Source organism: Hyella patelloides LEGE 07179, assembly GCF_900659865.1.
Classification (GTDB): Bacteria; Cyanobacteriota; Cyanobacteriia; order Cyanobacteriales; family Xenococcaceae; genus Hyella; species Hyella patelloides.
The window spans coordinates 16,478-28,944 of record NZ_LR213833.1; the positions used below are offsets into that span (position 1 = coordinate 16,478).

Annotated in this window: 10 protein-coding genes; 6 read left to right on the forward strand and 4 right to left on the reverse strand. The window is 37.2% G+C overall.

The genetic code is table 11. The features are described 5' to 3' along the window. Nucleotides 1-75 precede the first annotated feature (75 nt). The 3 genes from H1P_RS12635 to H1P_RS12645 all read left to right on the forward strand — a co-directional run bounded on the left by H1P_RS12635 (nucleotide 76) and on the right by H1P_RS12645 (nucleotide 2,784). Nucleotides 76-1,218, forward strand: coding sequence for a sulfotransferase family 2 domain-containing protein (locus tag H1P_RS12635; protein WP_144867599.1), 1,143 nt, complete (start codon nucleotides 76-78; stop codon nucleotides 1,216-1,218). A 94-nt stretch (nucleotides 1,219-1,312) separates the two neighbouring features. Beyond that, the gene (locus H1P_RS12640) at nucleotides 1,313-1,654 is read left to right on the forward strand and encodes a hypothetical protein (RefSeq protein ID WP_144867601.1); all 342 of its coding nucleotides are present in this window, start codon (nucleotides 1,313-1,315) and stop codon (nucleotides 1,652-1,654) included. Nucleotides 1,655-1,767: 113 nt separating this feature from the next. Continuing rightward, nucleotides 1,768-2,784: a UbiA family prenyltransferase gene (locus tag H1P_RS12645; protein WP_144867603.1), complete on the forward strand. Its 1,017-nt coding sequence runs from the start codon at nucleotides 1,768-1,770 to the stop codon at nucleotides 2,782-2,784. An 80-nt stretch (nucleotides 2,785-2,864) separates the two neighbouring features. On the opposite strand, the gene ruvX is transcribed toward H1P_RS12645, so the two are convergent. The 4 genes from ruvX to H1P_RS12665 all read right to left on the reverse strand — a co-directional run bounded on the left by ruvX (nucleotide 2,865) and on the right by H1P_RS12665 (nucleotide 7,331). After that, nucleotides 2,865-3,326: a Holliday junction resolvase RuvX gene (gene ruvX, locus H1P_RS12650; RefSeq protein WP_144867605.1), complete on the reverse strand. Its 462-nt coding sequence runs from the start codon at nucleotides 3,324-3,326 to the stop codon at nucleotides 2,865-2,867. A 116-nt stretch (nucleotides 3,327-3,442) separates the two neighbouring features. Continuing rightward, nucleotides 3,443-4,732 (reverse strand): GNAT family N-acetyltransferase, encoded by a 1,290-nt coding sequence (locus H1P_RS12655; RefSeq protein WP_144867607.1) that lies wholly within the window; start codon nucleotides 4,730-4,732, stop codon nucleotides 3,443-3,445. Nucleotides 4,733-4,759: 27 nt separating this feature from the next. Continuing rightward, nucleotides 4,760-5,035, reverse strand: a complete 276-nt coding sequence (locus H1P_RS12660) for a hypothetical protein (RefSeq protein ID WP_144867609.1) — start codon at nucleotides 5,033-5,035, stop codon at nucleotides 4,760-4,762. A gap of 100 nt (nucleotides 5,036-5,135) precedes the next feature. Beyond that, nucleotides 5,136-7,331 (reverse strand): tetratricopeptide repeat protein, encoded by a 2,196-nt coding sequence (locus H1P_RS12665; protein ID WP_144867611.1) that lies wholly within the window; start codon nucleotides 7,329-7,331, stop codon nucleotides 5,136-5,138. A 313-nt stretch (nucleotides 7,332-7,644) separates the two neighbouring features. Here H1P_RS12665 and H1P_RS12670 point away from each other — a divergent pair, with 313 nt between their 5' ends. The 3 genes from H1P_RS12670 (at nucleotide 7,645) to H1P_RS12680 (ending at nucleotide 12,119) form a co-directional block, all read left to right on the forward strand. Beyond that, entirely contained in the window at nucleotides 7,645-9,975 is a 2,331-nt protein-coding gene (locus H1P_RS12670; protein WP_144867613.1) for a DNA polymerase III subunit gamma/tau, read from the forward strand. A gap of 138 nt (nucleotides 9,976-10,113) precedes the next feature. After that, entirely contained in the window at nucleotides 10,114-11,502 is a 1,389-nt protein-coding gene (locus H1P_RS12675; RefSeq protein WP_144867615.1) for an amidase, read from the forward strand. A 104-nt stretch (nucleotides 11,503-11,606) separates the two neighbouring features. Continuing rightward, a complete protein-coding gene (locus H1P_RS12680) occupies nucleotides 11,607-12,119 on the forward strand; it encodes a DUF3122 domain-containing protein (RefSeq protein WP_144867617.1) in 513 nt (170 codons plus the stop codon). Nucleotides 12,120-12,467 lie beyond the last annotated feature (348 nt).

Consider the following 12,467-nt stretch of genomic DNA (forward strand, 5'->3'; position numbering starts at 1 on the left):
ACCTATTATCTATTACTTATTACCTTTTACATCCTCCTTACTCCTTATTACTTTTTCTTCCTTTCTTAGTTCGTAATGATTGAATTAATCTCCGTTCATATACCGAAAACAGCAGGTACAGCTTTTCGCCACGTTTTAACAGATACTTATGGTTTAAATGGTGTTCTCGGAGACTATCCTCCCGATCGAATTCATCAACCAGAAAACCCTATTAGTAAAGAAATCAAAGTAATTCACGGACACTTTGAACCAAGTAAATACCAAGATTACTTTCCCGCAGCTAAAAGAATAGTTTGGCTGAGACATCCCCTATTTCGCCTCATTTCAGAATACTTTTTTGCTAAAACAATCAACGACCGTAATAACGTCATTCATGCTCAACTCCTTGATGGCGATCTAAGTATTTTAGAATTTGCTAAAATCCCTCAAATGAAAAATTTTCTCAGTCAAAAAATAGAAGGAATGCAGTTAGCTGAATTTGACTTTGTAGGCATTCAAGAATTTTATTTACAAGACTTAGAAGAAATTAAAAATGTTATGGGCTGGAACAACTTTCAACCCATAATTAAAAATAGTAATCGCTATCCCGAATATCAAAAATGTTTACAAGAAATTCTTGATGATGCTCAATTAGTAGATCGTCTGGCTAAACTAAATCGTGAAGATATCGAACTCTATCGCGAAGCAATACAACTGAGAGCCAAACGTCGCCAAGAATCCCCCCTTATACAATCTACCTTAGCAGACTGGCAGCGATCGCGATTTCTAATTCAGCAAATGCAAAGCGAATTAGAACAAGCACAATTAGAAATCAAACAAAATCGCTACTGGCTAACCCGTCACACCTTACGAAATCAAAACTTAGAACTAATCAACGTACCCAAAATCCCAAACACAAATACTTTAGTCGGTTTTCATTTCGACTCCCCACAATTTCCGATTGCTGCGACAGAACAATCTATTACCCTAAGTGGTTGGATAATCCCTCAACAATTCCCCGCCTCTAAAATAGTAGTTTTGCATGGAACAGAAACTATTACAGAAACTCCTGTTAACTTATCTCGTCCTGATGTAGCCCAAGTTCATCAAGTATCCTACGCTAACAATAGTGGTTTCTCAACTACCATCGCTATTTCTGCAATTCCTTCTCACACAGTATTAACTATTGCGGTAGTTTTAGCTAATGGACAAACTATTAAACTAGGAGAAATTAGGTAGAGCTATATTGCTGTTAGTAAGTAGAGCTAAATTGAAATAATACAATTAAAAATAATTTTACTTAAATGTAAATAGCTAATTTTAGCTAAAAATCATGAAACAAGAAATTAAAGAGAAATATCTAGTAGATTTTTGCGTTTTACTTGTAGAAGAATATGGATATCGTCGTTGGTTTTGGTTTCCCAATATGCAAGAATCAGAACTTATTATATGGTGGAAACAGCTTGAAAGTGTCAGTCCTTACTTTATGACTCCTGAACCCTTACCAGGAGATTTATATCAAGTTAAAGAAAAAGATGAGCTTGATTTATTTGTAAGTCTGAGGTCAAAAAATCAGTATTATGTAGCTCATATACACTGTGATGATGACAGTGTTTTGATAAAACCTTCTGGCGAAAAAATATTACATCAAGGTTACGAACCTATTCTAGATTGACATCTATTTTTATTTTTCGATAATATTTTTTTTACTATAAATAGTTGTTGTTTTACTCTCAATTCCTCAAACTATAAAAATAACATCTCAATTAAATCTATTCAACTATAACAATGATATTTAATAAACTTGAATGGTCACATTCTTTGACTGCTAACTGGCTATACGATCGCTTTTTACAACTATTAATTTATCCTAGTATTTGGGTAGCTGCTGCTCTGGCATCATTGGGCTTTTATACTCAGAATATTCTAGACTTAGGTGATAGCTGGCAACCCATTGCACTTATTTTTGTGACCGCTTTAATTCCTTACAATTTAGATCGCATCTTTGATTCTTACGTACAAAAAATCCCTGACAATAAAGCACAATTGTTTTTTCGGCAGCCTTGTATTTGGGTTTTATTATTAACAGCGATCTCTTTGACTATAATACTACTATATAATGCCCCTCTAAGAGTTCGTTACATAAGTATTGCAGGAATTATTCCTTTACTGTATGGTGTGCCTTTATTTCCTGGGAAAAGTGAGGGGCTGACACCGCCACGTCCGACATATGCGGAGCGGTATCCTTTAGGGCGAGCATCTGGGGAGACCCCAGATGGAGCGGACTCCTCGAAGGGCGGTGCTTGTATGCCCCGTAAATCAACAATTCAGTGGTATCGCTTGAAAGATATTCCTGGTTCCAAAGCTTGGATTGTCGGGACTGTTTTGACTTATGCTGTAATTACTTTACCTATAGCCTATTCAGACGCACAGTTTAATTTCGCCACAGGTTTAATTACTTTATTTATGTTCGTTTTTATTGTTACTAATTCTCATATTTTTGATATCAGAGATATCCAATCAGATAAAGAGAAGGGAGTTATAACCTTGCCAACAATAGCAGGAGTCAAAGGAACAAAAATAATCTTATCTGCTATGAATTTATTAGTATTATTATTTATTACTCTTGCTGTAAAAAATCAGATTATTTCTTTCTATCCAGAAATGATTTTAGCTCTCACAATAAATCTTATTTATATCTGGAAAATCAATATTAATACACCTCGTTGGGTTTATAATATTTTGATAGAAGGATTTTTATTTATTCCATTATTAGGACACTGGGCAATAAAAATAATAATTTAATTGTTAATTCGTACTAAAACTTATTAAACTACTTATTAAACTAATCTGTATGGCAAAACAACTACTACCTAATCTCAACTCTATTCTTCATTAAGCTTATTTATTCTTGAATTGCGTTGGCGACGTTCATCCAACCATTGCTGTAAAATAATCTTCGCAGCCTGTTTATCAATCATACCCTTATTATAAGTAGAAAAGCGTTTCTGCGCCTTCAACTGCATTTCTGCCTCCACAGAGGTCAATCTCTCGTCTACATACTCTACAGGTAAATTTAAAGCCGTAGCTACTCTTTTGGTAAACTTTTGTACTTCTTTAGCTTGAGAACCCAAATTACCACTCATCGAGTACGGTAAACCCACAACCAATAAAGTTATTTCTCGCTCCTCTACAATTGCCACGACTCGCATTCGATATCTACTAGCAAAAGAAGTGCGAGCAATTGTAGTGATTCCTGTAGCAATTAAACCAGTACCATCACAGCCAGCCACCCCCACTCGCTTTCTACCCACATCTAACCCTAAAGCAGCTACTCTATCACCCATAAATAATAAATAATTTGTACCACTCAGTTAAAGATTAAACAGCGCGAGTAGGAATAAGAAAATGGTAAACAGACAACAATGTTCCTATTTTTTATCCTGACATCACGGCTTCAATTCTAAGCACGATGACCATTATTAGGAGGTTTAGGAGACTTTGGAGAGCGCTCTTCTACTTTAGAAGTCGATTCAGAGGGTTTAGCCGTAAAAATATCGTGGTTGGGATGTTTCGAGTAATTATCAGACATCAATTTAAGCCACGAAATGCGAGAAGGAATCGGAGTTTGCGCGGGTTTTAATCCTTGTAAAACATCCGATAGCTGCAAACCTTCTAACGGTTTAGTTTCTCTGATTTTATGCCATACAGAACGAGACATTAAGAGAGTATTTTCCACGGGAAAAGCTCCTATCTTGTTAAGATACTCCTCTCTTTCTGATTGATAGTCAGCAGAAACAAACTCTAGGGATGGTAATGGACTAGTTCCTTGGTTAATAGCATTTGTATCGGCATATTTATGAGCTATTTGTGCCATTTGCACTAACAATTCATGATAAAGCCATGTATAAGCTGGATTAACAGTTAATTTTGCTTGGTGAGGACGAGAACTTTTAGAACAAGACACCAACTGAAAATAACCAATAGCTGCTTTTCTTTGAGGTTCAAAAATATACCCTTGGACAACCTCTGTTCTGCCCAACCATTGACGGATTTTGCTGATAGTTCGCTCAAAAATATTACTTTTAAAATCAGGAATATGACGATCAAAAATTTGACGCAACAAAGGAGGCATCGAAGCACAATCTAACTGATAGAGTAAACCCGCATCGGCATTACTCACTGGTAAAAGATTAGGCAGATCGGGATTTTGTTGTGCCAATTCTTTAATTGCTTCCCATTTCAATCGCCAATAGGTCATTTGAGCCAAGGGCTGAAAACCACTTTCGCGGTAAAGAGCTAAATGATTCTTGTCGTTGATATTGACTTCTAAAATCCAAGTGCGAGCTTCCCAGATATTTTCTAAGCAGTAACGAAGTAATTGAGAACCAATCGCTTTCTGGCTTGCAGCAGTTTCTAGCTGAGGTAAAGTTTCATCAATTAAAACTCTTTCCACCCGCCAAGTACTACCAGTACTATTAAAAGGAGATACTTGGATCAAACCAAGAATTTGCTGCTCCCCTTCAGCGACATAGATTCTACGGTCTTTTTTGTGGGAATAGGGCAAAATACGTAAAAATTTCCTTAGTCCATACCACGAACTAGCTTGCATAATATCTCGGTCCACAGTTGCCAAACGTTCAGAAGCCTCCTGCCCTACACATTGATTTGCCAGGGCTTTTACCGCCTCTAGGTCGCGATATTGTAGAGGACGAACGTTTATGGGTGTTTTTTGGGGTACGGATAAAGTCATTTTTTGTCGTTTTATTGTATTTAAGGTTTAGTCAACCTTTTCTAGTTGCCACAAAATTTGATTGCCTTCTCTTCTGACTCTGGAGACGACCCAATTACGCCAAGACCAGTGATCTCCTCTGCTGGTGACAGCACTGGCATTGATATCCATTAGGTCTGCTAGTTCTGAACTACTAATTAGATAACCTTTATTGGCTATTTCATCAGCAATTCTCAGAGTATCGATTAAATCGCGAAGTTGAGTTACTCTCTGTTCGCTTGATATTCCTAGTTCTTCTTTGGTGTTGTTAGATAATTCCGTCATAGCGGGATACAACCTAAAATTTTGCGGTTCCAATATTACAGACCAAACTATTTCACGTGAATGAAAGTTTAGCTGCTAGTTTACTTTATCGCCATCATAGCTAATTTGCAGGTGAAGACGAGTTTTCTGTTACTAAATTAATATACCGCGATCTTGCTGGTTGAAAATCTGGTTTAATTTCTAAAGCTTTTTCATAACTAGATATAGATTCATCATAGCGTTGTAATTGTTCGAGGGCGCAGCCGCGATTGTACCAGAATTGATAGTTATCCGACATCAGAGATATAGCTTTGTCCCAGTTTTCTACTGCTTGTTCCCACTTTTGTATCTGATATAAAGCGTGGGCGCGGTCATTCCAAGCCTGATAGCGTTCTGGAGCAATTTTGATAGCCTGATTAAAGGACTGAATGGCTTGTTCGTATTTTCCCAGACGACCCAAAGCACTACCACGATTGTGCCAAGCTTCTGAGAGGTTGGGGTTTAATTTGAGGGCTTGATCCCAACTAGCGATCGCACTTTGAAAATCTTCAGCACTGGCTTGCTTTAAACCAAGATTAAACCAACTTTCTACTAATTCTACCGTAGCAGGACTAAGGATTGCTTCTTCTTGTTTAGTTAATCGATTGATCGCTGCTTGTACTATATCTTGAGGATTAGTACTGGAAATTTTTAAATACTGGGCAATCTGTTGTGCTAAATTGGGGTCTTGTTCTAAAACAGAAATAAATTCTTCCCAAGTCAAAGGAGTAGTATTTTTATTTTTAGTTTGGGGTACAAGGGTTTTTGTAGCCTCGATAAAAGATGCTACTGGTAATGAGGTAGAAGAATCATTTTGTTCTGTCTCTGAAGCGATTAATGTAGATTCGGAATCAACTTCTATATGGGTATCTCCTTGATTGTCCATACCAACTTCCTCAGATATAGTGTCTTGTATTGCGGTTAATTGTTTAGTCAATGCTTCGAGAGATTCCAAAGATTTAGTCTCTTGTTCTGAGCTTTCTGAGTCGTTTAGCTCTTTTTCTGGAAGTTCTGATTCAGTCATCAAATCGGGGCTTACAGTTTGCTGTTCCGTAAATTTGGCAAATAATTCTTGAGTTTGTTTTTCTGTTGTATCTTCTTCTGATTCAGAAGGAACACCCTGTAGCACAGTTAATTGTTCGGTTAATGCTGTCAGAGATTCTATGGAGTTGGTTTCATCTTCTGCATCTTTATCTTTGGCTGTTTCCATCTTTTCTAGGGAAAATTCTGCTTCAGCAACCAAATCAGGGCTCTTAGTTGGTTGTTCTGTAAATTCTGTAGTTGATTCTGCTTCAGCAATCAAATCAGGGCTTTTAGTTGGTTGTTCTGTAAATTCTGTAGTTGATTCTGCTTCAGCAACCAAATCAGGGCTTTTAGTTGGTTGTTCTGTAAATTCTGTAGTTGATTCTGCTTCAGCAATCAAATCAGGGCTTTTAGTTAATTGTTCTGTAAATTTTGTAGTTGAGTTTAGATGATCTTCTGTGTCTACTTCCCCAATTGCGTCTTTTGAGGTTTCAAGTGTTATTTCTTCTGATTCACTGATAGATTCTAAAGTTGAATTAAGAAAATCATCTAAAGTTTGACCAATTGCCTCATCTTCGGAGTCGGTAATTGCTAATTCTGGTTCGTTAGCAACTTCTACAGTTGAATCGAGATTCGTTCCCAAAAGCGTTTCTAATACCTCATCTTCGGAGTCGGTAATTGCTAATTCTGGTTCGTTAGCAACTTCTACAGTTGAATCGAGATTCGTTCCCAAAAGCGTTTCTAATACCTCATCTTCGGAGTCGGTAATTGCTAATTCTGGTTCGTTAGTATCTGCTACTTCTAAATCAATATCTTCTTCTGTAACTCGATCTAATCCATCATATTCCCAGATCAATTCAAAAGTACTACCAATAAACAACTTTTTCCCAATGCGCTGAAAAACTTCGCTTAATTGTTGTAATTCAGAATGAGATTGAGTTAATTCACTAAAGCGCATCATGATTGCGCCTACCCTACGCTGTGAGGGATCGTCAGAATAAACAATTTTATGTTCAAATCTTCCCAGCCAAGTTACCCACTCTGAAGGATGACTACGAGATTCTATATTGTTAAAAAATTTAATGATTTTTCCGAGATGCCAACCATGAGCAACTCCATCTAAAAGTTGATTGAATAAAAATTCATAATCTTCCTCTGTTAAAGCAGATGCAGATGAGGGAGAATATTGTCTGTTTCCTCCTAGTTCTTCAGATGAAGAACTGGAAGTTGCCCGCTTATTGAACCATTGAAGCATAACTTCACGACCTTAGATCAAATATACTTATTCATAGAAACAAGATTAACTAAATCCACGAAAATGAAAAGAGTTCAGTAAAAGCGCAAAAAGACACAAAATGAATCTTCATCTTTTGGTGCGCCTTCTATGGGAATGGAAAACTCGTGCCGAGTTACATCACTTCCTCTCTTGGTCAGCATTCCCTTGCGTCTTACGCCGACGCGGGGTCTGACCGCTTCCTCTTTTCTTCGTTGACTAACCTTGCTTGATTTTACAGGGAAAATTTGACACCGCCCACTTATATTGTATTTGTTTGTTGGTTACTCACCTTATGTCTTACGAACCTCTACACCACAAATATCGACCTCAAACTTTTAAAGATTTAGTCGGTCAAGAAGCGATCGCTAATACTTTAATCAATGCTATCGAGCTAGAAAAAATCGCTCCTGCTTACCTATTTACAGGACCTAGAGGGACAGGAAAAACTTCTAGTGCCAGAATATTAGCGAAATCTTTAAATTGTTTGGCTCACGATAAGCCTACTCCGATTCCTTGTGGAAAATGTGAGGTTTGTCAAGCGATCGCCTTTGGTAATGCTTTGGATGTCATCGAAATTGATGCAGCTAGTAATACAGGAGTTGATAACATTCGGGAAATTATTGAGCGATCGCGTTTTGCTCCAGTGCAGTCCAGGTATAAAGTATATGCGATCGATGAATGTCATATGCTCAGTACCGCAGCGTTCAATGCTTTGTTAAAAACTTTGGAAGAACCACCACCACAAGTGGTATTTATCTTAGCTACTACCGACCCTCAGAGAGTGCTATCAACCATTATTTCACGCTGTCAAAGGTTTGATTATCGGCGCATTCGGTTAGAAGCGATGGTGAGTCATTTGAAATATATCGCAGAGCAAGAAAATATTGCGATCGCTACAGAAGCTCTTACCTTGACTGCTCAAATCGCTAATGGAGGGTTACGAGATGCTGAGAGTTTGTTAGATCAGTTAAGCCTCTTTCCTGAAAAAATTACCGTAGATAAGATTTGGGATTTAGTGGGCGCTGTCCCTGAAAGGGATTTATTAGCTTTACTTTCAGCTATCAGAAAAGAAGATATTGAGGATATTGTGACACAATGCCGTAATTTAATGGATAGAGGTCGAGAGCCTTTAGTATTACTGCAAAATTTAGCTGGTTTTTATCTCAATCTCTTAATTGCGAAAACTTCCCCAAACCGTCAAGATTTAGTAGCAGTCACTGAAACCTGTTGGCAACATCTATGTACTGAAGCGCAACATTGGCAGTTTGAAACGATTTTACAGGGACAGCAACAGCTTAAAGACGGGGAAGTACAGATTAAAAATACTACTCAACCCCGCCTATGGTTGGAGGTAACTCTTTTAGGATTATTGAATAAGGCTGCTATTTCCCCGAATATTCCACAGCAAAAAACTATTACGCAACACAAACCCTTAGCACCAGAAAATCACAATAATACTGCTACAGTTAGAAAACAGCCTCTAACCGATGAAAATTCCGTTAACAATCAAGCAAATATCGCTGCGCTGACAAATCAGAATCCAACACAACCAAAAGCGAAAAATACAGCAAAACAACATCAAGCAGTACCTAAAACTTCTCAAACTGCGATCGCAAAACAGCAAAAAGTAACACAAACTCCTGTGCAAGAGCATTCTGACCATAGACAACAAGAAACTGCTCCAGATACCAGAAAACAAAGAACTGCAACTGCGATACCAATCAATAATCAAGCAGTGACAGCAAAACAAAAACCGCCAGTATCAGCACCTACAAATGCATCAATTTCTCCCGATCGACAAGCTGTAATTTGGCAACAAGTAATTGATTGTATTCATCCTCCCATGACTCAAGCTTTATTGCGTCAACAATGTCATCTCATTAGTCTGACGGATTCTGCTGCCATAGTAGGTATTAGTTCTGCAAAATCACAAAAAATGAATCAAGGGAGAGTACCTAATATTGAGGCTGCTTTTGCAAAGGTATGTCAGCGTAAGATTAAAGTTACCTTAGAAGTCGCATCAAAACAAAGTAAATTTGCTACTAAAGTTGCTACTACTGCTCCTGATGAGCGATCGCCAATATCGAATACTTCTAACCCAATCAGACAAGATACTGTAAACAAGCAAAATTATGATGATGCGAAAAGGGAGACGGGGGAACAAGGAGACGAGGAGATTTCTCGAATAAAGAACCAGTATGTTGCGAACCTGGAATTAAGTGTTAAAGCTCCTCCTGAAATACCTAAAAATATAGAACCTCAAACCATTCCTACATCTCCTGTTACTATTGCTAAAGAGCCAATCACGGAAAATAACCTTCAGTCAGAGACTAATGGTTATCCCGCAGCAACTACTCCTTCTGTGGAAAATCCCGATGATTTTGCTAAAGCAGTGGAATTAGTAGCTCAAAAATTTGATGGAGAAGTAATTGAATTCAAAGACTCTTATCAACCAGGAATAGCTTCTACAACTGAAACTATAGAAGAACAACTTGCACATTCTCAGGTATCATCAGAAATCATCAAAGAAGAAACAAAACCATCGACTCTTAAACAACAAAAAGTAGTTATTAGAAGAGACGTAATATCCAGTGATTATGACGATGATGATGTTCCCTTTTAGAGCAGTAATCAGCTATCACCGTGAAATCTCCGATCATTCTAATTATAGTTACAGTGATTAAAGCAATTCCTATTGGTTAATTCCCATCTCACCCAGGAAGATGTAGTGTAGTTTTTATTCCTCTTTGAAAATTCTGTAATGTTTTTAGATAATGCTCCAGATATTATTAAAAAGTCTGCCTTACAACAAGCTGAATTGATTAGAAAACGCCAAATATCGCCTTTAGAACTAACTGAGCTATATCTCAATCGTATTGAGCAATATAACTCTCAATTAGGTTGTTTTTACCACGTTGCAGCTGAAGAAGCGATCGCCGATGCCCAGAAAAAAACCGAACAATTAGCTCAAACTCAAGATGTTACAGAACTACCTCCTCTGTTTGGAGTCACTACCGCAATCAAAGATTTAAACTCTGTTGCAGAAATGCCTATAAGTTATGGTGTATCTGCGTTAAAAGATAAAATTGCCAACCACGATGATGCGATTGTTACTAAGCTCAAAAATGCAGGATTAACTATCTTAGGTAAAACGGCTACTTCTCAATTAGGCTCATTACCTTATACTGAACCCCCAGGATTCACCCCGACACGCAATCCTTGGAATTTAGAATACACTGCGGGAGGCTCTAGTGGAGGTGCTGCTGCTGCGGTAGCTGCGGGATTATGCGCTGTGGCTCAAGGTAGCGATGGTGGTGGCTCAATTAGAGGTCCCGCTTTTTGTTGTGGTGTGGTAGGCTTAAAACCCAGTAGAGGTAGAGTCTCCTTTGCTCCTATTGGAGATTATTTGAATGGTATTGCCAGCTATGGAATGTTATCCAGAAATGTTTTAGATAGTGCTGCGGTACTCGATATCATTTCTGGTTATGTACCAGGCGATCCTTACTGGCTCAATGATCCTCAAATACCTTTTTTAGAAATAACTCAACAGCCATTACCTCAGCTACGTATTGCTATGGTAGATGCAATTGCCCCATTTCCCAAAATCCATTCTGCGCTTCAACAAACTGTTACTACTACAGCTAATAAGTTAGAAAATTTAGGTCATTCTATAGAGCCTATCAGTTTAGATATTACTGAATTAATTGAACCTTTTTCAACAATTTGGAGTGCGGGAGTAACTTGTTCTAATATTCCTCTAGAGCTTTTAAGCCCAATGAATCAATGGATTGCTAGTAGATCGGGTAGTGCAGGGAAATATCTACAAGCAGTAACTAAAATGCAGTTATTTTCGCGTCAGACTGTTAGTTTGTTCGATCGTTATGATGTGTTGCTACTACCTACTTATACCCATCCTATAATTAAGGTTAACCAATGGGCGCATCTTACTCCAGAAGAGACATTACAAAATATTGTGAACTGGATCGCACCCTGTCCGATTTGGAATGCAACAGGACAACCAGCGATCGCTATTCCCACTAAATCAAATGACGAATTACCCGCAGGAGTACAGTTAGTAGGCAAACCCGCTCAAGAGTCTACTATTTTGGCTTTGGCATATCAGTTAGAACAATTAAGCGATTTTAAATAAGTTGATAGATAGTGTCAGGTTGTTTTCTGAGTCAGCTAACTTACCAAATATATATTTTTTTAAATTATGAATATCGATCGTTAATACTTAGTCATTTATTGTCAATGAAAAAAGCAATTTCTATAATATTTTTAAGTATTTTATTGTTGATTAGCTCCAATTTATTTGTCTCTCCTGCACTAGCACTATTGCGAGAACATCATCAATCACCAGGGGTATTACGTTATCATGCTCAACATTCTCTTAAAGATAAACAGCAAAGAGCCTGGCAAATAATTCTTTTTCCTGAAGATAAAGAACAAACAAATATCAAATATTATTTACGTTTAGTAGGGTTTCCTGGTTTAGTAGAGTTTAGACATCCCCAATCTTTGGAAATGATTACTTCTGAAGGTGAGATCTTAATTGCTTCTGATGTTTTTGCTCAAGATACTCCTGCTTCTAATGTTGGTCAATATGATGTGACAGAAGTATTATCTCAATTGCCCTCTAAAGGCTCTGTAAAACTGATTTTTTCTTTATTAAAAGATGATAATACAGTTCAAGATATGGCGTTGAAAATTCCTTCTACTATAGTCACAGAATGGCGATTATTAAATCAGAAATATCTTAATTAATAAATATTGAACCTTGAATATTGAAAATAATTATTTTATTAAAATGAATAAACAACGAAATAAAAGTTACAAGCTACTTACACAATTCCCAGATTAAACAAAAAACTTTAACAAATAGTTCATAAAAACTAAAGTATAAGCTCTTCAGTCTCCTCTTGGTTCTTGAGTTATGACGAATTATGTTGTCTAGGATGCATTTCCTTTTTCTTGGTCTAGGTATGCTAAGACTATCGTTGGGAAAATTATTTTTACTGTTTTATTTCGTTCGCTGTTAATATTTGAGTACTATAATAGAAGAGGTATAGACCAACTACATTAGTAGTATATTAAAATAGTTATCATTAAGTT

Bases quoted from the DNA above. Each gene is read 5' to 3' on its own strand.
- H1P_RS12640 (WP_144867601.1), top strand. From the start codon at position 1,313: ATGAAACAAGAAATTAAAGAGAAATATCTAGTAGATTTTTGCGTTTTA.
- H1P_RS12645 (WP_144867603.1), top strand. From the start codon at position 1,768: ATGATATTTAATAAACTTGAATGGTCACATTCTTTGACTGCTAACTGG.
- H1P_RS12675 (WP_144867615.1), top strand. From the start codon at position 10,114: ATGTTTTTAGATAATGCTCCAGATATTATTAAAAAGTCTGCCTTACAA.
- H1P_RS12670 (WP_144867613.1), top strand. From the start codon at position 7,645: ATGTCTTACGAACCTCTACACCACAAATATCGACCTCAAACTTTTAAA.
- ruvX (WP_144867605.1), bottom strand. From the start codon at position 3,326: ATGGGTGATAGAGTAGCTGCTTTAGGGTTAGATGTGGGTAGAAAGCGA.
- H1P_RS12635 (WP_144867599.1), top strand. From the start codon at position 76: ATGATTGAATTAATCTCCGTTCATATACCGAAAACAGCAGGTACAGCT.
- H1P_RS12680 (WP_144867617.1), top strand. From the start codon at position 11,607: ATGAAAAAAGCAATTTCTATAATATTTTTAAGTATTTTATTGTTGATT.
- H1P_RS12660 (WP_144867609.1), bottom strand. From the start codon at position 5,035: ATGACGGAATTATCTAACAACACCAAAGAAGAACTAGGAATATCAAGC.
- H1P_RS12655 (WP_144867607.1), bottom strand. From the start codon at position 4,732: ATGACTTTATCCGTACCCCAAAAAACACCCATAAACGTTCGTCCTCTA.
- H1P_RS12665 (WP_144867611.1), bottom strand. From the start codon at position 7,331: ATGCTTCAATGGTTCAATAAGCGGGCAACTTCCAGTTCTTCATCTGAA.